The following is a 25,806-nucleotide window of genomic DNA, read 5'->3' as shown; positions in this document are numbered from 1 at the left end:
CAAAGCCGTCCCATTCTAAGCGACTACCGAGCCTCCAAAGGAGGGAACAATGCGTCGTCTTGCTTTCGCCGCCGCCGTGCTTGCGGTCGTCTCAGTTGGGTTTCATTCGTTCATTTCGGCTTCGCTGGCCGCAGTTCGCGACGCCAGGACAATCACGTTTGCCGAACGCTTTGCCCCGGCGCTCGAGTTGATGGCGAAGCAGAAGCAGTGACGGCGTAGCGCGCTGCCGCGCCCAACGCTTACTTCTTCGGCAGGCGTCCCATCAGATAGAACTCGTCGTTGGGACGCATGCCGGTGAAATTTGCGAGCCGGTTCGACAGCGCGAAGAAGGCCGAGATCGCGGCGATGTCCCAGATGTCGTCGTCGCTGAGGCGATGCGGCGCGAGCGTCGCAAAATCCTCCTCTGAGATCCGCTGCGCGTCCGCGGAGACCTTCATCGCGAAATCGAGCATCGCTTTTTGCCGCGGAGTGATGTCGGCCTTGCGGTAGTTCACCGCGATCTGGTCGGCGATCAGTGGGTTCTTGGCGCGGATGCGCAGGATCGCGCCATGCGCGATCACGCAATACTGGCACTGATTGGCCGCCGAGGTCGCCACCACGATCATCTCGCGCTCGGCCTTGGTGAGCCCGCCGTCCTTTTCCATCAGCGCGTCGTGATAGGCAAAGAACGCGCGAAACTCGTCGGGGCGGTAGGCCAGCGTCAGGAAGACGTTCGGCACGAAGCCGCTCTTTTCCTGCACGGCCAGCAGCCGCGTGCGGATGTCGTCCGGTAATGTGTCGAGGGCGGGGACGGGGAAACGTTGCGTGGCGGGCTTTGTCATGGGCATGGATTCCGGCTTGGGGCGGCAACCATAGTCGATGCGGGCCACCGCCTCAACGTGCCACACGCTCAGTGTCATCGCCCGATTTAATCGGGCGATCCAGTATTCCAGCGACAGCGATGGGATACGGAGAAGCCGCGGCGTACCGGATGCCCGCTTTCGCGGGCATGACGGCGGAGTGTTGGGCGAGCAAGTAGCCCTTACCGCAGCGGCTTCTTCAGCAGCGAGAAGCGATCGGGATCGAGCCCCATCGACGGTTGCAGCATCGGGGCTTCGGCGGGGGCGAGCGTCTTGGCGGGCGGTTGCGAGAACACCGGGTCGTTCGGCACGTCGCGCTGTGAGGTGGCGCCGCGCCAGCGCTCGAGTACGGCGCCGACGAAATGCATGTCATGACCCGATGTCACGGAAGGAACGCTGCTGATGGTGGCTTCGCCGCGGGGCAGTTGGTGCGGCGGTACTTCCTTGAAGCGCAGCCGCGTCGGCAGTGCTACGCCTTCGCCGAACGCCAGCACCTCGCGGGTGCCGAGCGAGGGCACGAAGGACAGCAGGTTCGCGGCCGCATCCGACACCGCGGCGCGCAGCAGCGCCTGGTCGCGCTCGTTGGCGAGACGCATCGTGAACAGCGTGTTGCACTGGGAGATGATGGTGGCGTCGAGCTCTGCGGGGCGCTGGGTGATGAGGCCGAGATAGACGCCGTATTTGCGGCCTTCCTTGGCGATGCGCGACACCGCCTTGCGGGTCGGCCCGAAGCCGACATTGCGGTCGGCCGAGGCGTAACGGTGGGCTTCTTCGCAGACGAACAGCATCGGCGACACGCCGTCGCTCCATAGGCCGAAGTCGAAGGCCATGCGGCACAGCACCGAGACGACGGAGTCGATGACCTCGGCCGGAAAGCCGGCGAGCTGCATCACGGTCATCGGCTTGCCGTTGGCGGGCAGGCGGAACAGATGGCTGATCACCTCGGCCATGGTGTCGCCGCCGACATTGGCGTTGTCGAACATGAAGGCGTAGCGCGGGTCGTTGCGGACCGCCTCGATGCGCGAGATCAGCTTGTGATAGATGATGCGCGAGGAGCGGTTTTCCAGCTTGCCCATGCGCTCGTCGATCAGCGAGATCAAATCGACCAGGCGGTACGGCACCGGCGTATCGACGGTGAAGCCGATCTGCTTGGGATCGATGCGCTTCAGGCCGAGGCGATCGGTGTTCTGATACTGCGTGTAGATGCCCTTGGCGATCGGGATCACCTCGGCGAGGACATCGAGCTCCTCGGGCACGCCGGCGCGGCCGCCGAACAGCACGTCGACGATTTCCTCGAAATTGAACAGCCAGAACGGCAGCTTCAGGTTCCGCGGGTTGAGCACCAGCGCGCGATCGCCGAAGCAGCGGCCGTATTCGTTGTGGACATCGAGCAGGAAGATGCGCAGGTTCGGGCGCGCTTTCAGGATCTCATTGAGCAGCAGCGACACGCCGGTGGATTTGCCGACGCCAGTCGATCCCAGCACGGCGAAATGCTTGGAGAGCATTTCCTCGATATCGACGTAAGCGATGACGGAGCGGTCCTGCTGGAGGAAGCCGACATTGATCTGGTCCGATCCGGTCGGCGCGTAGATGGTGCGCAGCTCCTGGCTCGTGATCAGGTCGACGGAATCGCCGATGGTGGGATAGTTGGTGACACCGCGCTGAAACTTGGCCTTGTCGGCGGCATTGTGGATTTCGCCGAGCAGGTCGACGGACGCGACGGCAATGTAGTCGGCGCTCGAGAGGTTCTCGCAGGAGACCTCGGTGATCATGGCGACGATGACCGAGCTGGCGCAGCGGATGCTGACGAACCGGCCGACAGTGGCCCGAATCTCTGAAACCGGCAGCTGGCTTTCCGCCAGAAGCCCAACCCGGGCGAGCGACCCGCGTACCGAAATCACGCGTCCAAAGGATGTCACTAGAATGAACCTGGCAAGTCCGAGGAGTTTAACCCTGACTATGCGAGCCGCGGCTGCACAAACTGTTAAGCGGCGGGGGAGGAGCTTTGTTAAATGTACCGAAATTCGGCAGGGTGGTTTGTACCTAATGCATACTTATGGGCAGAAGCGGCCGGAAAATGCTGCTTTTCTGGGCCAATGAGCCTGAAAACGATTAAGGAAGATTTTACCATCCGCCCAGTCGGCCGATGGGCCCGCGAGCCGGAAGCCGTCGCTGCCGCGGTGGTGCCGAGGCAGGGCAGCACTGGTTTGGTTTGTTGACGGGACCTAATCATTTGTACATTAGTACAAATGAACCCGCGGCCTCAGCGCCGCCCGGGCGCGCCCATGATCATTGCGTCGCGCGCCCGATTGCGCAATCCGGAGAAGCGGATCGAAAGCCCATGTCTTGCTAGCCAAGTTTTGGAGGACATCATGCAGACCGAACCGATCCTCGATCTCGCCCATCTCGGCCACATGGAACTGCTGACGCCGAAGCCGGACGAGAGCCTGAAATTCTTCGTCGACGTCATGGGCATGACCGTCAGCGGACAGAAGGGCGAGTCGGTGTATCTGCGCGGCTGGGACGACTATGAGCGCTATTCGCTGAAGCTCACGGCGTCGAAAACCTCCGGCATGGAGCACATGGCGCTGCGCGCGCGCAGCCAGCAGGCGCTGGAGCGCCGCGTTGCCGCGCTGAAAGGCTCCGGCTTCGACATCGGCTGGATCGATGGCGACATGGGGCAGGGCCCGACTTTCCGCTGCAGGGATCCCGACGGTCACATCGTCGAGCTCTATTACGAGACCGAATGGTATCAGGCGCCGCCGGAGCTGAAGCCCGCGCTGAAGAACCAGGCGCAGCGCTTTCCCGCGCGCGGCGTCAATGTCCGCCGTCTCGACCATCTCAATTGCCTCGCCGTCGATATCAAGGCCAACCGGGAGTTCTTCGAGAGCTATCTCGGCTGCCGCCTGACCGAGCAGATCGTGCTCAATGACGGTCGTGAAGCGGCGATGTGGCTGACGATGTCGAACAAGAGCTACGATTTTGCCTATTCGCTCGACCACTCAGGTACGCCCGGCCGTTTCCACCACGTCACCTACGCGCTCGACAGCCGCGAGGAGATTCTTCGCGCCGCTGACATCTTCCTCGAGAACGGTGTGCACATCGAGACCGGCCCGCACAAGCACGCGATCCAGCAGACCTTCTTCCTCTATGTCTACGAGCCCGGCGGCAACCGCGTCGAGGTCGCCAACGCCGGCGCGCGCCTCATCCTCGCGCCGGACTGGAAGCCGATCGTGTGGACGGAAGAGGAGCGCAAGAAGGGCCAGGCGTGGGGATTGAAGACGATCGAGTCGTTCCACACCCACGGCACGCCGCCGGTCGAGGCGAAGACGCACGCTTAATGAGTTGAGGTGCGCACGCGCGCGATTGTCTCGCGCACGCTCGTCCACGCCGGCTTGTCCGGCGCGAACTGTCCGCGCAGGAAGGTGACGAGCTGCTCGACTTGCGCGTCGCTCATGCTGTTCTTGAACGCCGGCATGTAACCGAGGTCGCTGGAGACAGGCTCGGCAATGCCGTGCAGGATGACCTGCACGAGATTGTCAGATGTCGCGCTGTGCAGATTGCTGTTGAGCGCAAGCGAAGGCCGGCTGCCGAACAGCGGCAGGCCGCCGACCTCGTGGCAGACCGCGCAGGCGCCCTGATAGAGCCGCGCGCCAGTGGAAGCGGCGATAGTGACCTGCGTTGCAGCTTCGAGCTTCGCGGCGAGCGCATCCTGCGTCGGCGCATCGGCGGCAGCGTCGTTGAACGAGTTGAGATAGATCGCCATCGCGCGGATGTCGTGGTCGGGCAGGGCCGTCAGATCCCTGACGATCGGGGCCATCGGGCCGGCGGCCACGCCGTGATAGCGCGACTGGCCGGTGCGCAAATACGCGAAGAGCTCGTCCTCGCTCCAGGGAATCGGCGCGTGCGAGAGCGAGGTCAGGGCCGGCGCCTCCCAGCCCTCGGCAAATCCCCCGGCCAGATAGGCGTCGCGCTGCTCGGCGCCGAGCGCATTGCGCGGCGAATGGCAGGCGCTGCAATGGCCGAGACTCTCGACCAGATAAGCGCCGCGATTCCACGGCTCGGATTTTGCGGGATCAGGCTTGAACTCGCGCGTCTGATGGAACAGCGCATTCCATCCCGCGAGCAGCGGACGAAGGTTGAACGGGAAGGCCAGCGTGTTCGCCGGCGCCGTGGCGCGCACCGCGGGCTGGGCCATCAGGTAGGCATAGAGCGCCTGGAGGTCGGCCTCGCTCGTCCTCGAAAAATGCGTGTAGGGGAAAGCGGGATAGAGCTGCCGTCCGTCGCGATGCAGCCCGTCGCGCATCGCGCGCTCGAAGGCAGAATAGGACCAGGCACCGATGCCGGTTTCGACATCGGGCGTGATGTTGGTCGCGAAAATCGTGCCGAACGGCGTCTCCAGTGCGCGCCCGCCGGCATTGATCGCGCCGCCGATCGTGGTGTGGCACTCCGCGCAATTGCCGAGTGCGGCGAGCAGCTCGCCGCGCGCGATCGTCGCGGCGGAATAGACCGATGTGTCGGGCCGCGCGATCGGCGCGATCGCCCGTCCGGGCAACAGGGCCGCGCCAACGCCGATGGCGGCTGTGCAGACCGCCGCGATCGTTGCAAAAATGCCGGCGCGCTTGGCGAATGGGTTTTGCCAGATGCGAGATGGCGGCGGCGCAGCGGGCGCCGGCAGCGCCTGCGGCGTGGCGGCCGCGTCGCCGTGCAGTCCCCTGAGGATGCGCTCCGGCGTGAACGGCGGCTCGCGAAAGCGCACACCCGTCGCATCGAAGATCGCATTGGCAATTGCCGCCGCGCTTGGCACCGAGGCGGACTCGCCGACGCCGAGCGGCGGCTGGTCCGGCCGCGGCAGCATCAACACGTCGATCTTCGGCACGTCGGGGAAGGGGATGATCGGATAGGCCCCCCATTCCCGTGCCGCCACCGCGCCGCGCTCGAACGAGACCTCTTCCATCAGCGCGCGGCTGGTCGACTGGATGACGTTGCCATGGATCTGGTGGCGCACGCCGTCCGGATTGATCATCAATCCGGAGTCTTGCCCCGCGACCACGCGCGTCACGCTGACATCGCCGGTGGTCTTGTTCACGGCGACGTCGGCAACCCAGGCGGACCACGCCGCGCCATAGCCCGGAAACTTGCTGTGGACATAGAGCGCATAGGCAAAGCCGCGCCCGTGCACGACATCGCCGTCTTTCTCTTCGCGGATCGGCCGCGGCGTCCAGCCCGCACGCTCGGCGACCGCATTGACGAGATCGACCGCGCGCTGGTCCTTCAGGTAGCGCAGGCGATATTCGATCGGGTCGATTCCGGCCTCGGTCGCGAGCTCGTCGATGTAGGATTCATGCGCAAAGGTGTTCGGGAGCGCCGAGACGCCGCGGAACCAGGAGGCGCGCACGATCGGCGCCATGTCATGGGCGACGACGCGCATATGGTCGTAGTCGTAAGGCGGGATCGCGGTGCGGTCGCCCATCTGGAGCACGGCGCCCTCGGACGAGATTCGTCCCGTCAGCAACAGCGCCAGCGTCGGTGCCGCGTTCGAGGGGTAGCGCGTGGCGAGATCGTAAGCAGCGATCCCGCCGTCGGCATTCAGGCCGCCATTGACGTCGATGAGCTGCGCGGTGCCCTTGGGCTCCCAGGCGTGCTCCTGTTCACGCGTCAACTGAACGCGCACGGGTCGGCCGACCGCGCGCGACAGCAGCAGGGCGTCGGCGGCGACGTCGTCGGCGCAGTTGCGGCCGTAGCAGCCGGCGGCCTCCAACCGGATCACATCGATCTCGCTCTCGGGACGCTCGATCAGCAGTGCGAGGTCGCCGCGCAGCACGTGCGGGTTCTGCGTGCCCGACCAGACGCGGATGTTGCCTTCGCTGCAATCGGCGACCGCGCAGGATGGGCCGATCGACGCGTGCATCTGGTACGGCCAGACGTAGATGCGTTGCATATGCTTGCTCGCGCCCGCAATCGCCGCATCCACGTCGCCCTTGTCGATCAGCGTGCGCGGTGTCGATGGATTGGCGCGCAGCGCGGTCTCGACATCAGCAAGATCGGGCAGCGTGGGCGTCGGCTTCCAGCTCACCTTGAGCTGCTCCGCCGCGCGAATCGCATTCTCCTCGCGCTCAGCGACCACGCCGACGAAATCGCCGATACGCACGACGGCAATGACCCCGGGGATGTTGCTCACCGAGGATTCGTCGACCGCGATCAGGCTGGTGCCGACGAATGGTCCGGCATCGACGCCGGCATAGGGTGGCCGCACCACGCGTCCGTGCAGCATGCCGGTCACGCGGATGTCGTGAACGAAGGTCAGTTCGCCCGTGGCCTTGGCCGGCAGATCGACGCGCGGCATCGACTGACCAACGATGGTGTAATCGCCGACCGCCTTTACCTGCACGTCGTCGGCAAGCTCCAGGCGAATGGTCTCGCCGCCGATCAACTCGCCATAGCTGACGCTGCGATTGTGTCCGCGGATGAGGCCGTCTTCGATCGTCAGCCCCGCAGCCGGCAACTCGAGTCGTTGGGCTGCGCGGGCGGTCAGGAAGTGCCGCGCCTGCGCCGCGGCCTTGCGCAAGGGAACTGCCGTGATCTGGATGGTTTCACTGGCAATCGTCGCGCCCTGGTTCGGCACGATGGCGGTGTCACCGAGCACGACGATGACGCGTGCGAACGACACGTCGAGCTCTTCGGCGACGATCTGGCCGAGCGCAGTGCGGATGCCGGTGCCGAGATCGACATGACCATTATAAGCATTGACCGAGCCATCGGCGGTGATCCGCACGAAGGTCTCGGACGTAACCTCGTCCACGGTGCGGACGACGACAAGCGAGCCGGATGGCCGCTCAGCTCCATTCGAAAGAGGGGAGGCCATCAATTCCCGGCCTCAACGAGTTGGCCCGACGCGCGCATCACCGCACGCAGAATTTCGACATGCGTGCCGCAGCGGCAGAGATTGTAGCGCAGTGCCTCGAGTGCCTCCTGCTCGGTCGGCTGCGGGTTGATCGCGAGCAGCGCCTTGGTGGTCATGATCATGCCGTTGAGGCAGTAGCCGCATTGCGCGGCCTGCTCGTCGATGAACGCCTGCTGCACGACGTCCGGCTTGTCGCGCGTGCCGAGCCCTTCGAGGGTCGCGATGTCGCGTCCTGCGCAGCCGCTGACTGGAATGACGCAGGAGCGCGCAGCAGTGCCGTCGATCAGGACAGTACAGGTGCCGCATTCGCCGAGACCGCAGCCGTATTTCGGGCCGTTGAGCTGAAGGTCGTTGCGCAGCACATAGAGCAGCGGCGTCTCCGGCGCGGCCGTGACGTCGTGGATCCTGCCGTTTACGGTGAGGCGGATCGGTGTCTGCGTCATCCTCATTTCCAAGCTCTGGTTCGCAAGCTCTGGCGACCGCGCGGTCGTAAAAATTCTACGTCGCGACGATACCGTTTGTACACAAACGTGCAAGCCGCCATGCCGCAGTGCAGCGCAGTTGCCCGCTTTGTGGACAGAACCGGGAGGCAAATGAGCTTTTATTCGGCAGCGGCATCTTTTCGCGCGCGGCACCGCTTGACAGCTATCGGGACCGCGCGCAACATCGTTCGTGTACGAATGATAAACCCCGTCGTGATCCGCTGGCTTTGACATGGTGACTGAAACGACGAGCGCTGCCACCGACAAGATCCGCTGCGATGCCTGTCCGGTGATGTGCTACATCAAGCCGGGCGCGGCCGGCGCCTGCGACCGCTATGCCAATGATGATGGCAAGCTCGTTCGCGTCGATCCGCACATCATCCTTGAACGCACGGTGTCGCACGGCGGCAAGCTGGTGCCGTTCAGTCGCACCGAGGATTGGGACGGCACGATCGTCCACGGGCCCTCGACCTTCGTGACCGCGATCGGCGCGGGCACGACCTATCCCGACTACAAGCCGGCGCCGTTCATCGTCTCGTCCGAGGTCGACGGCGTCGACATGGTCACCGTCGTGACCGAGGGCATCTTCTCCTATTGTGGTATCAAGGTGAAGATCGACACCGACCGCTATCTCGGCCCCGAGACTGCGACCGTGCGCGCCCAGGGCGAAGCGGTCGGCCACGTCACCACCAGCGAATACGGCTCGCAGATGTTGTCGCTCGGCGGCGTGCATCATCTGACCGGCGGCTCCAAGAAGGAGGGGCGCCTCACCTGCGACACGCTGATGGACCTCGCCAATTGTAAGGCGGTAGAGCTGACTGTCGACGGCGGCGCGAGCGTGGTGGTGCAGGCCGGTCAGCCGCCGATCGTCAACGGCGCCAAGGAAGAGCGCATGCGCGTCGGCTGCGGCTCGGCGACCATCGGCATGTTCGCAAAGCAGTGGCACGGCAAGGTCGACGAGGTCGTCGTGGTCGACGACCACATCACGGGCGTGCTGAGCGAGCACCAGGCCGGCAAGCTGCTCGAAATTGCCGACACCGGCATCAAGATGAAAGGCCGACGCTCGACGCCCGGCCGCTATTTCCAGGTCGCCGATCCCGGCACGGGCTGGGGCGGCACCAATATCTCCGATCCGCTCGCGATCCTCGGACCGTTCGATGCCAAGGAAGCCAAGGCCGGGCTGACCATGCTGATGGTCTCCACGACTGGCGAGCACTCGTCCTATTACGTGCTCGACGAGGCCTTGAAGCCGGTCGAGACCGAGATGCCCGCTGATCTGAAGTTCTCGGTTGAGCGCATCCAGGAGAATTGCGAGCCGGCGCTGTGCACGGTGTTGTTCATGGCCGGTGCCGGCGGCTCGCTGCGCGCGGGCGTCACCGACAATCCGGTGCGGCTGACGCGCTCGGTGAAAGATGCATTGACACGCGTCACCAGCGGCGGCGCGGCGGTCTATGTCTGGCCGGGCGGTGGCATCACCTACATGGTCGACGTGACGCAGATGCCCTCAGGCGCGTTCGGCTATGTGCCGACGCCGGCGCTGGTCGCGCCGATCGAATTCACGATGAAGCTGTCCGATTATGCCGCGCTCGGCGGGCACATGGATTATGTGAAGCCGCTGTCCGAGGTGAGGGGCGGTGACGATGTCCGCCAGCTGCCCTGGCAGAACCCAATCCCGGGACGCCGGGCATGACAAGGCTCCCGCAAATCGCGTTGCTGTCTGATGGCCGGCGGCTGCATTTGCAGGATGGACCGATCGATCTTATCGTTGAGGCGAGGGGAGACGCAGGCGAGGTGCGCGCAGCCTATGAGGCGGCAGCGCGCCGGTTCACCGGTCTGCTCGACGAGCTCTGCGCTGAGCTGACGGAGCTGCGCAAAGCGGCGGAACCCGGGACGTGTTTGCTGAACGGAATTGTCGGGCGTCGCATGCATGCTGCCGTCGCGCCTTTTGCTGCCGATTGCTTCATCACGCCGATGGCTGCGGTTGCCGGCAGCGTGGCGCAGGAGATGCTTGGCGCGATGCTGGCCGTTGCATCGCTTGATCAGGCTTACGTCAACAATGGCGGCGACATTGCGCTGCATCTCGGTGAAGGCGAGCATTTCTCGGTCGGCCTGATGGATCGGCCCGATCGCGACGGCGTGATGCGGACAATGATGGTCGATGCAAACGATCCCGTGCGGGGCATCGCGACCAGTGGCCGCCACGGCCGCAGCTTTTCGCTCGGCATCGCCGATGCCGTGACGGTGCTTGCCGCGACCGCGTCGCAGGCCGATGCGGCCGCCACGGTCATCGCCAACGCTGTCGATCTGCCCGGGCATCCCGCCATCGTCCGAAGGCCTGCGAACGAGCTTCAGCCTGACAGCGATCTCGGCGGGCGTCTTGTGACCTGCGCTGTTGGTGAATTGTCGCGGGCCGAAATCGCGACCGCGCTGGAATCTGGCGCGGAATGTGCACGACAAATGTTCGATCGCGGATTGATCGAAGGTGCCGTGTTGCAGCTTTGTGGTGATATGCTTGTCATTGGAACAAAAGATATTGAGCGGCAACGATCGCGCCCGGCAGTGCTGGAGAACGCGGTTCATGCCTGAACGGGGAAACGAAGCATGAGCGCGATCATCCGCAAGATCGTCACCGTCGTCGAAGAGACGCAGATGGAGATGGGCCGCCAGGTGTCGCCGCCGACCCGGCGTGCGGCTGCGATTGCCGTGATCGAAAATCCCTTCGCCGGAAAATATGTCGAGGATCTCTCGCCGTTGATTGCGATCGGCGAGGAGCTCGGCGATCTCCTGTCCAAGCGCGCGGTGGCTGCACTCGGCATCGATGGTTCCAAGGCGCAGAGCTATGGCAAGGCGGCGGCCGTCGGCGAGAACGGCGAGCTGGAACATGCGGCTGCGATTCTTCACCCGAAGATGGGGGCGCCGGTACGCAAAGTGCTGAGCAAGGGCGCCGCTCTGATCCCGTCGTCGAAGAAGCGCAGCGGCCCCGGCACGACGCTCGACATTCCGCTCGGACACAAGGATGCAGCCTTCGTGCGCAGCCATTTCGACGGCATGGAAGTGCAGATCAACGACGCGCCGCGCGCCAACGAGATCATGGTCGCCGTCGCCGTCACCGACAGCGGCCGTCCGCTGCCGCGCGTCGGCGGGTTGACGGTTGCCGAGGTCAAGGGCGAAGACGGTTTGAGATAGAAGACGCAAGAGAGTTCAAAACTGGAGGTTGGGATGCGAGTAAGAAACTATTTCGTTGGTGCGGCCTTCGCGCTTCTGGCGGGCGGCATGGCTCATTCGGCCATGGCGCAGGAGATCAAGATCGGCGAGATCAACAGCTACTCGCTGCTGCCGGCCTTCACCGAACCCTATCGCAAGGGATGGCAGCTCGCGGTCGAAGAGGTCAACGCGGCCGGCGGCATTAACGGCAAGAAGCTTGTCGTCATCTCCAAGGACGACGGCGGCAAGCCGGCAGACGCGCAGACCGCAGCCAACGAGCTCGTTTCGAGCGAGGGCGTGGCGATGCTCACGGGCACGTTCCTGTCGAACATCGGTCTCGCCGTCAGCGACTTCGCCAACCAGAAGAAGGTGTTTTTTCTCGCAGCCGAGCCGCTGACGGACGCCGTCACCTGGTCGAAGGGCAACAAATACACCTTCCGTCTGCGCCCCTCCAACTACATGCAGGCGGCGATGCTGGTGGAAGCTGCCGCCAAATTGCCCGCAAAACGCTGGGCGACGATTGCGCCGAACTATGAATACGGCCAGTCGGCGGTCGCGGTGTTCAAGAAGCTGATGTCGGAGAAGCGTCCGGACATTCAGTGGGTCGACGAGCAGTGGCCGCCGCAGGGCAAGATCGACGCTGGCCCGGTGGTGCAGGCGGTTGCCGCCGCCAATCCGGAAGCGATCCTCAACGTCACCTTCGGCGCCGACCTCGTGAAGCTCGTGCGCGAAGGCAATACCCGCGGCCTGTTCAAAGGGCGCGAAGTCGTCTCCTTCCTGACCGGCGAGCCTGAATATCTCGATCCGCTCAAGGAAGAGACGCCCGAGGGCTGGATCGTCACCGGCTATCCCTGGTACTCGATCAAGACCCCCGAGCACGATGCGTTCCTCAAGGCCTACCAGGCCAAATACAACGACTATCCGCGCCTCGGCTCGATCGTCGGCTACCAGACCATCAAGTCGGCCGCCGCGATCCTCGCGAAGGCCGGCTCGACCGATCCGGAGAAGCTGATTGCCGCGGCGGAAGGGCTGTCGATGCCGTCGCCGCTCGGTGAGATCACCTTCCGCAAGATCGACCACCAGTCGACGCTCGGCGCATACGTCGGCAAGACCGCGCTGAAGGACGGCAAGGGCGTGATGGTGGATGCCACCTACAAGAAGGGCTCGGACTATCTGCCGAGCGACGCCGAAGTCGAGAAGCTGCGACCGAAGGATTGATCTGGCTTCACTCTCCGCTGCCGTAGGGTGGGTTAGCGAAGCGTAACCCACCACGCCCGTCCAGCGGCAAGAAGTTGGTGGGTTACGCCTTCGGCTAACCCACCCTAGAAAGACCTCTCTCCGCAAGCGGAGAGAGGTGACTTCCAAACACCAACCCGGACCGCCGATGGCCTTTTATGTCGTCCAGTTTCTGACCGGTCTCGCCAGCGCAGCGTCGCTGTTCCTGGTGGCGTCGGGCCTGTCGATCATCTTCGGCGTGACGCGGATCGTGAATTTCGCGCATGGCGCCTTCTACATGATCGGCGCCTACATCGCCTTCACGCTGACGGAACGGCTTTCCGGCGCCTTCGGTTTCTGGGGCGCGATCGTTGTCGCAGCGTTCGCGGTGGCGCTGATCGGTGTGCTGGTCGAGATGGTCCTGCTTCGGCGCATCTATCACGCCCCCGAACTGTTCCAACTGCTCGCGACCTTCGGCCTGACGCTGATGGTCGAGGACCTCGTGGTGCTGATTTGGGGGCCTGACGACCTCGTCGGACGCCGCGCGCCAGGCTTCAAGGGCGCGATTGATTTCTTCGGTCAGAACATCCCGAGCTATGATTTGTTCCTGATCGTGCTCAGCCCGGTCGTGCTAGGCATTCTCTGGCTGCTGTTCCAGCGCACGCGCTGGGGCGTGCTGGTGCGCGCCGCGACGCAGGACCGCGACATGGTCGCAGCGCTCGGCGTCAATCAGAAATGGCTGTTCACGTCAGTGTTTGCAGTCGGTGTCTTCCTCGCGGCGCTCGGCGGCGCGCTCCAGATCCCGCGCGACGCCGTTCATCACGCCATGGACCTGCGCATCATCGTCGACGTCTTTGTCGTGGTCGTGATCGGTGGCCTCGGCAGCATTGTCGGCGCCTTCGTCGCCGCGGTGCTGGTGTCCGAGCTCAACGCCTTCGGCATCCTGATTTTCCCGAAGATTTCCATCATTCTCGTCTTCCTGGTGATGGCGGTGGTGCTGATCGTGCGGCCCTGGGGCCTGTTCGGCAGGCCCGAGGCGCCCGCGCGCAGGACGCCTGGTCTCACCGTCAATCCCTGGCGCCCGCTGACATCGAACGAGCGGCTGGCTGCGCTTGCGGCGCTCGTCGTCGCGGCGTCACTGCCGCTGTTCGCCGGCAATTACGCGCTGACCGTCGGCTCCGAGATCGCGATCTTCGTGATTTTCGCGGTCAGCCTGCATTTCCTGATGTCGGTCGGCGGGCTCGCATCCTTTGGTCACGCGGCCTATTTCGGGCTCGGTGCTTACGGCGTCGCCTTCCTTGCCAAGATGGCGGGGCTGCCGATGATCGCCTGCCTGTTGCTGGGGCCGCTGCTCGGCTGCATGGGGGCCGCCGTGTTCGGCTTCTTTGCCGTGCAGCTCTCCGGCGTTTATTTCGCGATGCTGACGCTCGCCTTCGCGCAGATTGTGTGGTCGATCGCGTTCCAGTGGGTGAGTGTGACCGGCGGCGACAACGGCATTCTGAGTATCTGGCCTGAAAAATGGGCGGCGAGCCCGTCGCATTTCTACTGGCTGGCGCTCGGCGTCGCGGCGCTCGTGACGATCGCGCTGCGGGTCATGGTGTTCTCGCCGTTCGGCTACGCGCTCCGGGCCACGCGCGACTCGGTGCTGCGCAGCGAGGCGATCGGCATCAATGCCAAGCGGATGCAGTGGACCGCCTTCGTGATCGCGGGCACAGCGGCCGGCATCGGTGGCGCGCTGTTCGCTTACCTCAAGGGCAGCGTCTTCCCAGACAATCTCGGCATCTCGCTCTCTGTCGATGCACTGGTCATGGTGCTGCTCGGCGGCGTCGAGACGGTGTCGGGCGGGGTGATCGGCGCCATCGTCTACAAGGCGCTCAACATCTGGCTGGTCAGCCAGACCGATCTGTCGAAACTCGTGCTCGGCGGCTTCATCATGCTGATCGTCGTCGTCTTCCCCAAGGGCATCGTCGGCATGCTGGAAATGCTGGCGCAGCGGCGCAGGAAAACTTCGCCGCCGGGGTCACCCTTGCTCGCCAAGCCGATCGAGTCCGCCGAATGAGCGTCGCACCCCCACTTCTCGCGGTCGAAGGCCTGACCAAATCCTACGGCGGCATCCATGCCGTGCGCGGCGTGTCGTTCTCGTTGCGCGCCGGCGAGATTCTGGCGCTGATAGGTCCGAACGGCGCGGGCAAGAGCACCTGCTTCGACATGCTCAACGGCCAGAACCGACCGGATTCCGGCCACGTCCGCTTGCTCGGCGAAGAGACCACCGGCAAGAAACCGCGCGAAGTCTGGCGCATGGGCGTGGGACGTACCTTCCAGATCACGGCGACGTTCGCGACCATGACTGTGCGCGAGAACGTGCAGGTCGCGCTGATCTCGCACGGCAAGCAATTGTTCAATCTCTGGGGCTCGGCGCCGAATGTCGATCGCGGCGAGGCCGGGCGCCTGCTCGAACTCGTCGGCATGGGCGGCTATGCGGATCGTCCCTGCGGTGAACTCGCCTATGGCGACCTCAAGCGGCTCGAACTTGCGGTCGCGCTGGCGAACCAGCCGAAGCTGCTTTTGATGGATGAGCCGACCGCCGGCATGGCGCCGCGCGAGCGCGTCGAGCTGATGCGGCTCACCGCGCAGATCGCACGGGAGAAGTCGATCGGCGTGCTCTTCACCGAGCACGACATGGACGTGGTGTTCGAGCATGCCGACCGCATCATCGTGCTCAACCGCGGCATGCTGATCGCCGAGGGCTCGCCGGCCGAGGTGCGCGGTAATCCGCAGGTCCAGGCGGTCTATCTCGGCGAGGGCCTGCTTTACGATGCCGAGCATCGCGAGGGAGCATCGGCATGAAGCTCACGGTGCAAGACCTCAACAGTCATTATGGCCCGGCCCATATCCTGTTCGACATCGGCTTCGAGGTCGGCGACGGCGAGGTGGTGGCGCTTCTGGGCCGCAACGGCGCCGGCAAGTCGACGACGTTCCGCTCGATCGTAGGCCTCGTCGCGCAGCGTTCGGGCCGGATCATGTTCGAAGGCAAGGATGTCTCGGCACGTCCGACCCATGAGATCGTGCGCGATGGGCTCGGCTATGTGCCGGAGGAACGGCGCATCTTCACCGATCTGACGGTGGAAGAAAATCTCGAAGTCGGCCGCCAGCCGAAGCGGACGAACGCACCCTATTGGACGCGCGACAAGCTGTTCGCGTTGTTTCCAAATCTGGGTGAGATGAAAAACCGTCCGGGCGGGCGCATGAGCGGCGGCGAGCAGCAGATGCTGACGATCGCGCGCACGCTGATGGGCAATCCGTCGCTGGTGTTGCTGGACGAACCGTCGGAAGGCCTGTCGCCGAAAATCGTGGAGCAGATGGTCGACGCCATCCTGACCATGAAGAAGGAGGGCGTCAGCATCGTCGTCTCCGAGCAGAATTTGCATTTTGCGCGATTGATTTCCGATCGCGCCTATATCATCGAGCGCGGCCGCATCTGCTTCGGCGGCACCATGGCCGAGCTCGATGCGCGTCCGGATATCCGCGACGCGCATCTGTCGTTGTGAGGGGCGGGGAGCGGATGGCGAGAAGCGTCGCGGCGAAGAAGAGCGTGAAGCAGGGAAAGCCGTCTTATGTGCTCGACGAGCAGGTCGGCTTCATCCTGCGCCAGGTCTGGCAGCGCCACAGCTCGATCTTCTCGCGTGACATCGGCACCAATCTCACGCCGACGCAATGGGCGGCGCTGTCAAAACTCGCCGAGACCGGACCGTGCTCGCAGAACCAGCTCGGGCGGCTGACGTCGATGGACGTGGCGACCATCAAGGGCGTGATCGATCGGCTCTCGGTGCGCGGCCTGACCGAGACGAGCCAGGATCCCGAGGACGGACGGCGCCTGCTGGTCAGCCTGACGCGCGCCGGTCAGCAGCTAGCGGAGAAGCTGGCGCCGAACGCACTCGCAATCACCCGCGAAACGCTGGCGCCGCTTGATGCGAGGGAGCGCGAGACACTGATGGCGCTGTTGAACAAGCTGCGGTGAACTCGGTCTTGTAGGGTGGGCAAAGGCGCGAAGCGCCGTGCCCACCATCTTTCAGCGCCTTGTAGAGGCGTTGGTGGGCACGCTCCGCTTTGCCCACCCTACGGCACTTCCGCCCGATCAATGACCGCCGACGATCTCCGGCACTCTCCCCGCCGGCGGCGTGTTGCGGCTGCGCTGGGTCCGCACGATGCCGTCGATGATGGTCATGCCGATGCCGGGGAGGTCGCCGAGCTGGACGCTCTCCAGGATGTTCTTGCCGGCCGAATGCTGCGCCTTGTCCATGATGACGAAGTCGGCGGAACGGCCGATTTCGATCAGGCCGCAATCGAGCTCGCGCATCCGCGCGGTGTTGCCGGTGGCGAGACAAAACGCGAGCTCGGCGGGCAGGTCGCCGAGCGAGGACAGCATCGAAACCATGCGCAGGATTCCGAGCGGTTGCACGCCGGAGCCGGCCGGCGCATCGGTGCCGAGGATGACGCGATGCAGATCGCCCATCTCGCGCGCGATGCGCAGCGTGAACAAGGCTGAACGCTCATTGCCGTTGTGAACGAGCTCGAGGCCGCGCTTGCAGCCCTCGCATATACAACGGATCTGGTCGTCGGGTAGCGCCGTGTGGCCGCCATTGATGTGGCCGACCACGTCGGTGTCGGCTTCCAGCACCACGTCCTTGTCGATCAGGCCGGAGCCGGGGATCGAGGGGCCGCCGGTGTGGATCGTGCTCTGGATGCCGTATTTGCGTGCCCAGCCGACCATTTTTCGCGCGGTCGGGCCGTCCTTGACGCCGCCGAGGCCGACCTCGCCGAGCAGCTTGACGCCGGCCGCGGCCAATTCCTTGAAATCCTCCTCGACCATCTCGCATTCGATCACGGGCGCGCCGGCATGAACTTTCACGCCGCCGGGCCGCAAATTCCAGAATGCGCGCTGCGCGAAGATCGCCATCGCCTTGAGGCCAACGACGTCGCGCGGCCGGCCGGGCATGTGCACCTCGCCGGCCGAGATCATGGTGGTGACGCCGCCATGCAAATTGCTGTCGATCCAGCCGATCTGGTTCTGCCGAGGTGTCCAGTCGCCCGCGACGGGGTGGACGTGGCTGTCGATCAGGCCGGGCGCGACGGTGGTGCCGTTGGCTTCGACCACGGTGGTCGCGCCTTCGGTATCGAGATCCTTAAAGCGGCCGATTGCGGTGATCTTGCCGTTCTCGGCGACGATGGTGTCGCCGTCCAGGATCGGCTTTTCCAGCGCGCCCGACAGGATCAGGCCGATATTGCGGATCACGAGCTTCGAAGGTCCGGTGGCCTGGGGTGCGTCATGCGCCATGGAATGGGTCCTTGTCCTTAATTGCAACGCTTTCGATCTTGGGCAGCCTTGACCGCGGGATCAAGCCGGATTATTCATTTGTATACTAATGATCGTATACGAACGATGCATAGCTGACCGCCTCGAAAACCGCACAGAAGCGACACGGAAGGGTGAGATGAGCAATTTCAATCAGGAAAGCGTTTTGAGTGTCCACCACTGGACCGACACGCTGTTCTCTTTCAAGACCACGCGCAGCCCGACCTTCCGCTTCCGTAACGGCGAATTCACCATGATCGGGCTCAAGGTCGGCGAGAAGCCGCTGCTGCGGGCCTACAGCGTCGCCAGCGCCAATTACGAGGAGACGCTGGAGTTCTTCTCGATCAAGGTGCCGGACGGCCCGCTGACCTCGCGGCTCCAGCACCTGAAGGAAGGCGACGAGATCATCGTCAGCCGCAAGGCCACCGGCACGCTGGTGATCGACAATCTGGAAGAGGGCCGCAACCTCTACCTGATCGGCACCGGCACCGGCCTCGCCCCGTTCCTGAGCGTGATCAAGGACCCCGAGACCTACGAGCGTTTCGAGAAGGTCGTGCTGCTGCACGGCTGCCGTCACGTCAAGGAGCTCGCCTATGGCGAGATGATCACCGAGCATCTGCCGAAGGACGAACTCCTCGGCGACTACATCCGTGCTCAGCTGATCTACTATCCGACCGTCACCCGCGACCCCTTCCGCAACCGCGGCCGCATTACAGACCTCATCACCTCGGGCAAGCTGTTCGCCGATATCGGCCTGCCGGGGCTTGAGGCCGCGCATGACCGCGTCATGATCTGCGGCAGCCCGGCGCTGGTCACGGACACCCGCGTGCTGCTGGGTGAGCGCGGCTTCATCGAGGGCAATCACGGCGAGCCGGCCCAGTTCGTGGTCGAAAAGGCCTTCGCCGAGCGGTAAGTCGGGAATTCGCGCGCAATAACACCGCATTTTCGCCGCCGCACGGGCGTTGCGGTGCCGATTCGGCGCACGATACACTGTGGGGGCGAATCAGCGGAGTTCCCACATGGTTGCGGACAGCGACAGCAACATCGCCTGGCACCGGGTCCAGTTGAAGAAGAACCGCGCCGAGTTGAAGGCGCTGGAGACCGCGCGCTTCACGATGGGCGAGATTGCGTCCTCAAAGCGGAACGGCCAGACCCAGAAGGCGATCGCGGAACTCAAGCGCAAGATCGTGCAGTCCGAGCGCTCGATCGCCGATTACGACAAGCGCACGCGCCGTCCGCTGACTACCGACCTGCAAAGCCTCAGCAATGGCAGCTGGAGCCATTGGGACGCCTATACCAGTCAGCGCAAGGCCGGGCCGCGCTCGCCCGGACGCGGATAGGCTCGTTTCGTACATCCCGTTGTCGTGCGGGTCGGGTTCCGGCCCTTGCGCGAGCGCCCGGTCGCACCATCTGGTTGAGGCGCCATCAACGACGCCGGTGATTCCATGGCACCGCGTATCGACTTCACGAGCGACACTTTCTTTCGCGATCCGCCGAAGGGGATTGCAGCATTGCGGGCCTCCGGTCCCGTGGTCGCGACGCGTTTTCCCCTGATCGGCGACGTCTGGATCACCACCACGCATGATGCGACGGCGGAGGTGCTGAAGGACGGCACGACCTTCACGCTGCGCAAGGAAGATGGCGAAGTCGCCGGCCTGCGCTGGTGGATGCCGAAGCTCGTGACCACCATTGCCAAGAACATGCTGACCATGGACGAGCCGGATCACACCCGGCTGCGCAGTATCGTGGACGAGGCCTTTCGCCGCCGCGCGATTGTTGCGATGGAGCCGCGCATCCGCACCATCGCCGACGGACTTGCCGACGAACTGTTCGCCGATGGCAGTCCCGCCGATCTCGTCCAGCGCTACGCCCGCATCCTGCCGCTATCCGTGATCTGTGAACTGCTCGGCCTGCCGCCAGTGGACCGTCCCAGGTTCATTGCCTGGGCGAATGCGATGTCGTCGCTGACGAATGTGGTCAGCTTCTTCCGGTTGATGTTCGCTTTCCGCAAGATGCGCAGCTATCTCGAACAGCAATTGCGACTGGCGCGCGCACAGGGCGGCGAGGGCTTGATCGCGGAGCTGGTCCAGGTCGAGCGGGAAGGCGGCCAGATCACGCCGGACGAAATGGTCTCGATGGTCTTCCTGTTGCTGGCCGCGGGCTCCGAGACCACCACCCATCTCATCAGCGGCTCGGTCTATGAGCTCCTCAGGAATCCGGCTCTGCGCGATTGGCTGGAACAGAACCGAAGCCGCATCGCTCTCGCCGTCGAGGAATTCCTGCGCTTCGTCTCGCCTGTACAGTTCTCGAAGCCCCGCTATGTGCGGCGAGACATCGAGCTTGCGGGAGTGCCGCTCAAGAGGGGCGATCGCGTCATGGTCATGCTCGCCGCGGCGAACGTCGATCCGGCGGTGCACGAGCAGCCTGAGCGCCTCGACCTCACGCGCAAGCCGAACCGCCATATCTCCTTCGGCACGGGCATCCATTTCTGCCTCGGCCACCAGCTTGCTCGGATCGAGGCCGCTTGCGCGCTGGAAGCGCTGTTTGTGCGCTGGCCCAAGCTCGGACTTGCCGTCGATGCGTCCCAGATTCACTGGCGCAAACGGCCAGGTATCCGCGCCATAGCGAAGCTGCCGGTCGTCCCGGCGGACCGTCAGCCGGTCGATTTGTCCGATCCCACAACATCGCGTTCCCAGCCGAACACCGAGCGGCCGTCGAGTTCGGGCGAGGCCGCTCGTTCGCCGGCGATATAGGCTTCAATGGACGGTCCGCGCGCAATTCGCTCCAGACGGCGCGCCTGGTCGTCGAGGCGCTTGATCGCTTGCATCTCTTCTTCGCGCCCGAGCTTGGCGCTTTGGATCGCGCCCTTCAGCACGCTAATGGTCTCGTCATAGACCTTGATTGGGACGGGGTAGGGATGCCGGTCCTTGCCGCCATGGGCGAGCGAGAAACGCGCGGGATCCCTAAAGCGATAGGGCGCGCCATGCACGATTTCGGCGACCATCGCCAGCGAGCGCACGGTGCGCGCGCCGACGCCGGGCGTCAGCAGCAGTTCCGGAAAGTCGACCGGGCCGCGCTCGGCCGCGGCCGCGAGTGTTCCGTGCAGGCGCCGCGCGAACACGTCTTTCGGGCGCACGTCGTGATGCGCGGGCATGATCAAATGCGGCAGCATGGCTTGCGCGGGCTCGACGCCGGTCAGCCGTTCGAACTCGGTGACGATGCGATCGGGGCCGAGATCACTCAACAGCTCGAGCTGCGCGGTGCGTGAGATGTCGGCGCGATGGTCGGTGAGGTTGACGATCTCGCCTTGCTGGGGGCCGTCAATCGCGCTGTGCGGCGTATCGACAAAACTCTTCAGCGCCTCGGAATGCCAGTGATAGCGGCGGGCCTGCCGCATGTCGCCGTTCATGCCCTGCTGCACCACCGTCCACTTGGCATCGGCGGTGACGAAGAAGCCGTGCAGATAGAGATCGAACCCATCCTGTACCGCCGCGCTATCGACCTTCGCCACCAGGCGGCTGGCGCGCGTGAGCTTTGCGCCATCGAATCCGACGCGGTCACTGAGGTGCATCAGCTCATCCGGTGTTTTGCGCGAATGCTGGCCGCGGCCGCCGCAGACATAGATGCCGAGCTCATCTTGCAACGGGCCGAGCCCGCGCTTCAGCGCGCCAATCACGGAGGTCGTGATTCCCGAGGAGTGCCAGTCCATCCCCATCACCGCGCCGAACGACTGGAACCAGAACGGGTGCGATAGCCGCTGGAGGAATGCATCGCGCCCGTAATGATGCACGATCGCCTGCGTGACGATCGCGCCGAGGCAGGCCATGCGGCTCGCAAGCCACGGCGGAACCCGTCCGGTATGCAGGGGAAGATCGGCGCTGCCGGTTCGGCGAGTCATGATTGCCTAGGAATAGCGCAGTTCGGCGACGGTTGCACCAGAGGGATGCTGCATTGCACGGAGCGGGGGAGCGAAGCCACCGGGAACGCGTTGAGACGCGTATGCAATTGCGGGGACATGAATGAATCGCCACGCCGTCATGACCGACATCGACAGGATGTTCGGCTGGATACCCTCATGGTTCGTCGGCCTCTGCCTGGTCGCCGGCGCGATGCTGCTTGCTTTGACCCTCTACCGTGTCGCCGTGTGGCTTCTCAATCGCGCCTTCGGAACCCGTTTGTCCCTCCTCGGTGTATTCATCGAGCGGACATCCGGTCCCGCGCAGCTGGCGTTATGCCTTGCTGCTGTCGCCCTGGTCCTGCCGCTTGCGCCGCTCGACGACGCGTTCCGGACGCCGCTGACGAGCTTGTTCGTCGTCGCCTTCATCGCGCTGATCGGCTGGATCTCGATTCGGATCGTCGATATGAGCGCGGCGAGGTACTTGCAGAATTTTCGCGACGTTAGCGAGAATTTTGTCGCGCGCAAGCATGTCACCCAGGTGCGCGTGTTCAAGCGCGTGACCGACACCATCATCGTCGTCATCACGGTGTCGACCGCGCTGATGACGTTCGATTCGGTGAGGCAGTACGGCGTCAGCCTGTTCGCCTCGGCAGGCGCCGCCGGTATCATCGTCGGTCTTGCCGCGCGGCCGCTGCTCAGCAATCTGATCGCCGGCGTGCAGATCGCGATCACGCAGCCGATCCGCATCGAGGATGCCGTGATCATCGAGAACGAGTGGGGCTGGGTCGAGGACATCGCCTCGACCTATGTCGTGATCCGGCTGTGGGACTGGCGCCGCATGGTGGTGCCGCTGTCCTACTTCATCGAAAAGCCGTTCCAGAATTGGACGCGCGATACGGCATCCCTCATTGGTGTGATCCCGCTCCACGTCGACTACCGCGCCGACGTGCCGCGCATCCGGCGCTGGCTGGAGGAGGCCATCAAGGACTCCGCGCTCTGGGACGGCGCCGTGGTCAACCTCCAGGTGATCAACGCGGATTCGCGGACCATCGAGCTTCGCGCCCTGGTCAGTGCGCGGAATGCGCCGCAATCCTGGGATCTGCGCTGCGAGATGAGGGAGAAGCTGATCGCCTTCATCCGCGACGAGATGCCGGAAGCACTGCCACGCGAACGCGCCATCCTGATTCCGTCGGGAGGCGACGACACCGACTTCGTGCGCCGGCCCGCCGCGCCGGAGAAGATGCGGGCGAACGCGCGCAATTGAACGCCTTCGCCTATTCGCGCGTCGCCTTGGTCGCGCCGCGCAAGCCGGCCTGCTGCTGGATCGTGTCCAGCGCGCCGGACGATTGCTCCTCCGCGACGAAACGGTTGAGCAGGGGGAGCGCGCTCTCGCGTCCCTTCGGGATCGCGATCGCCATATGCTCCGCGCCCCAATTGCCGTCGAGGATCCGCGCGCCCGGCATCTGGTCGGATATCTCGAACAGCGTCGGCTTGTTGGTGGCATAGAGGTCGATCTCGCCCCGGCCGAACATTGTGATCGCGACCTTGACGCTTTCGGCGGGGACTATGGTCGCATTCTTGAACTTCGCGGGCAGGGTGCGCTCGGAGGTCGAGCCCTTGGTGACGCCGATCTTCACCCCTGGCTTGTCGATATCCTCGATCTTGGCGATCGGGGAGTTCACTGGCACGAGATAGCCGAGCTCGATCGCCAGCACAGGCTGGCTGAAGCTGACGTCGTTGGCACGGGCCGGCGTGGCGTTGGTCACGGTGAAATCGATCTGGCCGTCGTGGATCGCGGTAACGATGTCGGCGACGCGCTGAAACCTGACATAGTCGATGGGAACGCCGAGCCGCTTTGCCAACTCGCTGCCGAGATCGTAGCTGAGGCCGTGCGGCTTGCCGGCCGCATCTGTCACCATCGAGGTCGGGCTGCCCGGATAGATACCGACGCGCAAGATGCCGCTCGGCGCCAGGAGTTTCGCTTCGCCATCGGCGCGCGCGGATACACCGAGCGAGCCGATGATTGCGATCGCGAGCAGGGCAGTGCGCGCAAGGCGCACGGGATGAGAGAAGGTCATCATGTGAGAGTCCTTCACTGCGCGTGGATGTCTGCGGCCTTCAGCACCGGCTCCCATTTGGTTGCCTCGGCATGCATGTAGGCGTCAAAGTCCTTGGCGGACGAGCCGACGGGCGCTGCGCCGATCTTGCCGAGCGTCGACAGCACGTTCGGGTCCTGCAACGCCGCCTTCAAATCGGTTTCGAGCTTTGCCACGATCTCAGGCGGCATCTTTGCCGGGCCCAGCACGCCCCACCACACCGAGACGTCATAGCCGGGCACGCCGGCCTCGGCGACCGTCGGGACATCCGGCAGCGCCTTTGAGCGCTCGGCCGAGGTCACCGCGAGCGCGCGCACCGGACCGCCTTCGAGCTGACTGATCGCCTCCGCAAGCGGATTGATGCTGAGCGGGATATCGCCTGCGATCACGGCGGTCAGCGCCGGCGCGCCGCCCTTGTAGGGAATCGCGACGATCTTGGTGCCGGACATGTATTTCAACAGCTCGCCGGCGAGATGCGCCGAAGTGCCGTTGCCGGACATGCCGTAGGACAGCTTGTCCGGCTCCTTCTTTGCGGCGGCGAGGAGATCACTGAGCGTCTTGTACGGGCTGTCCTTCGCCACGACGATCGCAAGCGGTGAGGAGGCGACTTCGCTGATCGCAGTGAAATCCTTGAACGTGTCATAGGGCACGCTCGCATAGATGAACTGGTTGAGCGGATGGCCGCTCGCGACCAGGATCAGCGTGTAGCCGTCGGGGCTGGCCTGCGCCAGCGCCTGCGAAGCGACGATGCCGCCGGCGCCGGGACGGTTGTCGACCACGGGCTGCTGGCCCCAGGTCTTGGCCAGCGCCTGGCTGAGCGTACGCGCGAGCACGTCAACCGCGCCGCCGGCCGCATAGGGCACGAGGATGTGTACCGGCTTGCTCGGATAATTGTCGGCCTGCGCGGCGCTCGCTGCCAGCAGCAGACCCGCACCGACCGCGAGCCGGCCGATTGTGTTGTTCAAACCCAGCATTTTCTTAGCACTCCTTGAGGCATTCGCGTCCCTGCGGCGGTCTCTGAGCCGCGCCGGACGTTGCCCATGGTTTTTGTTGACGAGACCTGATCTTTTGTACGATAGTACAAATCACATGGTAAGCAAGCCCACCAGCAAGGAAACGGCCCGCAAGCCGAACATGCGCGAGGCGATCCTCGCCGCGGCCGAGGAGCTGTTCGCCACCAACGGCTTCAACGCCGTCTCGGTGCGCGATATCGCGCAGGCCGCCGGCGCCAATCCCGGTAGCGTCACCTATCATTTCAAGACCAAGGACGGCCTGCTGCTGGAGATCTACCGGCGCCATTGCGGGCCCATGAATCTTCGCCGTTCGGAATTGCTCGCCGCCGCCAGGCGCGTGCGCGATCTCCAGGACCGGCTGGAGGCCATCGTGCGGGCCTATGTGGTGCCGGCCTTCACCTCGGGCAGCGATCTCGCCGGCGGCGGCGCACGCTTCACGCGGCTGAGGGCGGTGATGTCGGCGGAAGGCAACGAGGTTGCGCGAAAAATTATCGCGCAGACTTTTGACGATACCAGCCACGCCTTCATCGACTCGATCCACGACAGCCTGCCGCATATTCCGCGCAACGAGATCGTCTGGCGCAGCCACTTCCTGCTCGGCGCACTCTATTATTCGCTGGTGACGCCGGACCGCGTCTCGCGCCTGTCGCGCGGCGAGGCCGATGGCAGCGATGCAGCCATGGCCATCGAGCAATTGGTGCAAGCCACCGTTGCCGCCTTCCAGGCGCCTGCGCTGGATCAGGCCGCGCCGGCACGACGGCGGCCTGTTGCAAGCAAGACTTGAAAGAAACCGCCGAGGGGA

At 64.5% G+C, this 25,806-nt stretch carries 23 protein-coding genes; 15 read left to right on the top strand and 8 right to left on the bottom strand.

Going from position 1 to position 25,806, the window contains the following annotated elements:
- Nucleotides 1-49: 49 nt before the first annotated feature.
- Nucleotides 50-211, top strand: coding sequence for a hypothetical protein (locus tag UP06_RS41390; protein ID WP_197087118.1), 162 nt, complete (start codon nucleotides 50-52; stop codon nucleotides 209-211).
- Nucleotides 212-239: 28 nt separating this feature from the next.
- Here the strand turns inward: UP06_RS41390 and UP06_RS04415 are convergent, their stop codons facing one another.
- On the bottom strand, nucleotides 240-821 hold the full coding sequence (locus UP06_RS04415; protein ID WP_045001161.1) for a peroxidase-related enzyme: 582 nt from the start codon (nucleotides 819-821) through the stop codon (nucleotides 240-242).
- A gap of 200 nt (nucleotides 822-1,021) precedes the next feature.
- Entirely contained in the window at nucleotides 1,022-2,758 is a 1,737-nt protein-coding gene (locus UP06_RS04410) for an ATP-binding protein (RefSeq protein ID WP_197087117.1), read from the bottom strand.
- 453 nt (nucleotides 2,759-3,211) lie between these two features.
- On the opposite strand from UP06_RS04410, the gene UP06_RS04405 reads away from it, so the two are divergent.
- A complete protein-coding gene (locus UP06_RS04405) occupies nucleotides 3,212-4,180 on the top strand; it encodes a catechol 2,3-dioxygenase (RefSeq protein ID WP_045001159.1) in 969 nt (322 codons plus the stop codon).
- On the opposite strand, the gene UP06_RS04400 is transcribed toward UP06_RS04405, so the two are convergent.
- Complete coding sequence (locus tag UP06_RS04400) at nucleotides 4,177-7,704, bottom strand: molybdopterin cofactor-binding domain-containing protein (protein WP_045000813.1); 3,528 nt, start codon at nucleotides 7,702-7,704, stop codon at nucleotides 4,177-4,179. The two genes, UP06_RS04405 and UP06_RS04400, sit on opposite strands and share 4 nt — an antisense overlap.
- Nucleotides 7,704-8,186 (bottom strand): (2Fe-2S)-binding protein, encoded by a 483-nt coding sequence (locus UP06_RS04395; protein WP_082081221.1) that lies wholly within the window; start codon nucleotides 8,184-8,186, stop codon nucleotides 7,704-7,706. The genes UP06_RS04400 and UP06_RS04395 overlap by 1 nt, the downstream gene beginning before the upstream one ends.
- 271 nt (nucleotides 8,187-8,457) lie before the next feature.
- On the opposite strand from UP06_RS04395, the gene UP06_RS04390 reads away from it, so the two are divergent.
- From UP06_RS04390 to UP06_RS04355, 8 genes are all read left to right on the top strand, one after another.
- Entirely contained in the window at nucleotides 8,458-9,915 is a 1,458-nt protein-coding gene (locus UP06_RS04390) for a hypothetical protein (RefSeq protein ID WP_045000811.1), read from the top strand.
- Entirely contained in the window at nucleotides 9,912-10,811 is a 900-nt protein-coding gene (locus tag UP06_RS04385; RefSeq protein WP_045000810.1) for a UPF0280 family protein, read from the top strand. Before UP06_RS04390 ends, UP06_RS04385 begins: the two co-directional genes overlap by 4 nt.
- 15 nt (nucleotides 10,812-10,826) lie before the next feature.
- Nucleotides 10,827-11,411, top strand: a complete 585-nt coding sequence (locus UP06_RS04380) for an amino acid synthesis family protein (RefSeq protein WP_045000809.1) — start codon at nucleotides 10,827-10,829, stop codon at nucleotides 11,409-11,411.
- Between the two features lie 33 nt (nucleotides 11,412-11,444).
- Entirely contained in the window at nucleotides 11,445-12,647 is a 1,203-nt protein-coding gene (locus UP06_RS04375; protein ID WP_045000808.1) for an ABC transporter substrate-binding protein, read from the top strand.
- Nucleotides 12,648-12,813: 166 nt separating this feature from the next.
- Complete coding sequence (locus UP06_RS04370; RefSeq protein WP_045000807.1) at nucleotides 12,814-14,703, top strand: ABC transporter permease; 1,890 nt, start codon at nucleotides 12,814-12,816, stop codon at nucleotides 14,701-14,703.
- The gene (locus UP06_RS04365; RefSeq protein WP_045000806.1) at nucleotides 14,700-15,491 is read left to right on the top strand and encodes an ABC transporter ATP-binding protein; all 792 of its coding nucleotides are present in this window, start codon (nucleotides 14,700-14,702) and stop codon (nucleotides 15,489-15,491) included. Before UP06_RS04370 ends, UP06_RS04365 begins: the two co-directional genes overlap by 4 nt.
- A complete protein-coding gene (locus tag UP06_RS04360; RefSeq protein ID WP_045000805.1) occupies nucleotides 15,488-16,192 on the top strand; it encodes an ABC transporter ATP-binding protein in 705 nt (234 codons plus the stop codon). The genes UP06_RS04365 and UP06_RS04360 overlap by 4 nt, the downstream gene beginning before the upstream one ends.
- Before the next feature lie 14 nt (nucleotides 16,193-16,206).
- Complete coding sequence (locus UP06_RS04355) at nucleotides 16,207-16,662, top strand: MarR family winged helix-turn-helix transcriptional regulator (RefSeq protein WP_045000804.1); 456 nt, start codon at nucleotides 16,207-16,209, stop codon at nucleotides 16,660-16,662.
- A 117-nt stretch (nucleotides 16,663-16,779) separates the two neighbouring features.
- On the opposite strand, the gene UP06_RS04350 is transcribed toward UP06_RS04355, so the two are convergent.
- Entirely contained in the window at nucleotides 16,780-17,979 is a 1,200-nt protein-coding gene (locus UP06_RS04350) for an amidohydrolase family protein (RefSeq protein ID WP_045000803.1), read from the bottom strand.
- Nucleotides 17,980-18,136: 157 nt separating this feature from the next.
- Between UP06_RS04350 and UP06_RS04345 the strand changes: the two genes are divergently transcribed.
- From UP06_RS04345 to UP06_RS04335, 3 genes are all read left to right on the top strand, one after another.
- Nucleotides 18,137-18,910 (top strand): ferredoxin--NADP reductase, encoded by a 774-nt coding sequence (locus UP06_RS04345; protein WP_045000802.1) that lies wholly within the window; start codon nucleotides 18,137-18,139, stop codon nucleotides 18,908-18,910.
- A gap of 106 nt (nucleotides 18,911-19,016) precedes the next feature.
- Entirely contained in the window at nucleotides 19,017-19,337 is a 321-nt protein-coding gene (locus UP06_RS04340) for a hypothetical protein (RefSeq protein ID WP_045000801.1), read from the top strand.
- A 105-nt stretch (nucleotides 19,338-19,442) separates the two neighbouring features.
- Complete coding sequence (locus UP06_RS04335; RefSeq protein ID WP_045000800.1) at nucleotides 19,443-20,750, top strand: cytochrome P450 family protein; 1,308 nt, start codon at nucleotides 19,443-19,445, stop codon at nucleotides 20,748-20,750.
- On the opposite strand, the gene UP06_RS04330 is transcribed toward UP06_RS04335, so the two are convergent.
- Nucleotides 20,651-21,895, bottom strand: coding sequence for a DUF763 domain-containing protein (locus UP06_RS04330; RefSeq protein ID WP_082081220.1), 1,245 nt, complete (start codon nucleotides 21,893-21,895; stop codon nucleotides 20,651-20,653). The genes UP06_RS04335 and UP06_RS04330 overlap by 100 nt on opposite strands.
- A 121-nt stretch (nucleotides 21,896-22,016) precedes the next feature.
- Between UP06_RS04330 and UP06_RS04325 the strand changes: the two genes are divergently transcribed.
- Nucleotides 22,017-23,159, top strand: coding sequence for a mechanosensitive ion channel family protein (locus UP06_RS04325; protein WP_045000798.1), 1,143 nt, complete (start codon nucleotides 22,017-22,019; stop codon nucleotides 23,157-23,159).
- A 10-nt stretch (nucleotides 23,160-23,169) separates the two neighbouring features.
- Here UP06_RS04325 and UP06_RS04320 read toward each other — a convergent pair whose 3' ends face one another.
- On the bottom strand, nucleotides 23,170-23,976 hold the full coding sequence (locus UP06_RS04320; RefSeq protein ID WP_045000796.1) for an ABC transporter substrate-binding protein: 807 nt from the start codon (nucleotides 23,974-23,976) through the stop codon (nucleotides 23,170-23,172).
- Nucleotides 23,977-23,987: 11 nt separating this feature from the next.
- Nucleotides 23,988-24,965 (bottom strand): tripartite tricarboxylate transporter substrate binding protein, encoded by a 978-nt coding sequence (locus UP06_RS04315; RefSeq protein ID WP_045000794.1) that lies wholly within the window; start codon nucleotides 24,963-24,965, stop codon nucleotides 23,988-23,990.
- A gap of 115 nt (nucleotides 24,966-25,080) precedes the next feature.
- Between UP06_RS04315 and UP06_RS04310 the strand changes: the two genes are divergently transcribed.
- Nucleotides 25,081-25,788: a TetR/AcrR family transcriptional regulator gene (locus tag UP06_RS04310; RefSeq protein ID WP_045000792.1), complete on the top strand. Its 708-nt coding sequence runs from the start codon at nucleotides 25,081-25,083 to the stop codon at nucleotides 25,786-25,788.
- Nucleotides 25,789-25,806: the final 18 nt, after the last annotated feature.

It is taken from the genome of Bradyrhizobium sp. LTSP857, from assembly GCF_000938285.1.
Lineage (GTDB): Bacteria > Pseudomonadota > Alphaproteobacteria > Rhizobiales > Xanthobacteraceae > Bradyrhizobium.
The sequence above is the reverse complement of the archived record's forward strand: the minus strand, read 5'-3'. Positions and strand labels throughout refer to the sequence as shown.

Coding starts and splice junctions, on each gene's coding strand:
- UP06_RS41390 (WP_197087118.1), top strand. CDS start 50: ATGCGTCGTCTTGCTTTCGCCGCCGCCGTGCTTGCGGTCGTCTCAGTT.
- UP06_RS04415 (WP_045001161.1), bottom strand. CDS start 821: ATGACAAAGCCCGCCACGCAACGTTTCCCCGTCCCCGCCCTCGACACA.
- UP06_RS04405 (WP_045001159.1), top strand. CDS start 3,212: ATGCAGACCGAACCGATCCTCGATCTCGCCCATCTCGGCCACATGGAA.
- UP06_RS04400 (WP_045000813.1), bottom strand. CDS start 7,704: ATGGCCTCCCCTCTTTCGAATGGAGCTGAGCGGCCATCCGGCTCGCTT.
- UP06_RS04395 (WP_082081221.1), bottom strand. CDS start 8,186: ATGACGCAGACACCGATCCGCCTCACCGTAAACGGCAGGATCCACGAC.
- UP06_RS04390 (WP_045000811.1), top strand. CDS start 8,458: ATGGTGACTGAAACGACGAGCGCTGCCACCGACAAGATCCGCTGCGAT.
- UP06_RS04385 (WP_045000810.1), top strand. CDS start 9,912: ATGACAAGGCTCCCGCAAATCGCGTTGCTGTCTGATGGCCGGCGGCTG.
- UP06_RS04380 (WP_045000809.1), top strand. CDS start 10,827: ATGAGCGCGATCATCCGCAAGATCGTCACCGTCGTCGAAGAGACGCAG.
- UP06_RS04375 (WP_045000808.1), top strand. CDS start 11,445: ATGCGAGTAAGAAACTATTTCGTTGGTGCGGCCTTCGCGCTTCTGGCG.
- UP06_RS04370 (WP_045000807.1), top strand. CDS start 12,814: ATGGCCTTTTATGTCGTCCAGTTTCTGACCGGTCTCGCCAGCGCAGCG.
- UP06_RS04365 (WP_045000806.1), top strand. CDS start 14,700: ATGAGCGTCGCACCCCCACTTCTCGCGGTCGAAGGCCTGACCAAATCC.
- UP06_RS04360 (WP_045000805.1), top strand. CDS start 15,488: ATGAAGCTCACGGTGCAAGACCTCAACAGTCATTATGGCCCGGCCCAT.
- UP06_RS04355 (WP_045000804.1), top strand. CDS start 16,207: ATGGCGAGAAGCGTCGCGGCGAAGAAGAGCGTGAAGCAGGGAAAGCCG.
- UP06_RS04350 (WP_045000803.1), bottom strand. CDS start 17,979: ATGGCGCATGACGCACCCCAGGCCACCGGACCTTCGAAGCTCGTGATC.
- UP06_RS04345 (WP_045000802.1), top strand. CDS start 18,137: ATGAGCAATTTCAATCAGGAAAGCGTTTTGAGTGTCCACCACTGGACC.
- UP06_RS04340 (WP_045000801.1), top strand. CDS start 19,017: ATGGTTGCGGACAGCGACAGCAACATCGCCTGGCACCGGGTCCAGTTG.
- UP06_RS04335 (WP_045000800.1), top strand. CDS start 19,443: ATGGCACCGCGTATCGACTTCACGAGCGACACTTTCTTTCGCGATCCG.
- UP06_RS04330 (WP_082081220.1), bottom strand. CDS start 21,895: ATGACTCGCCGAACCGGCAGCGCCGATCTTCCCCTGCATACCGGACGG.
- UP06_RS04325 (WP_045000798.1), top strand. CDS start 22,017: ATGAATCGCCACGCCGTCATGACCGACATCGACAGGATGTTCGGCTGG.
- UP06_RS04320 (WP_045000796.1), bottom strand. CDS start 23,976: ATGATGACCTTCTCTCATCCCGTGCGCCTTGCGCGCACTGCCCTGCTC.
- UP06_RS04315 (WP_045000794.1), bottom strand. CDS start 24,965: ATGCTGGGTTTGAACAACACAATCGGCCGGCTCGCGGTCGGTGCGGGT.
- UP06_RS04310 (WP_045000792.1), top strand. CDS start 25,081: ATGGTAAGCAAGCCCACCAGCAAGGAAACGGCCCGCAAGCCGAACATG.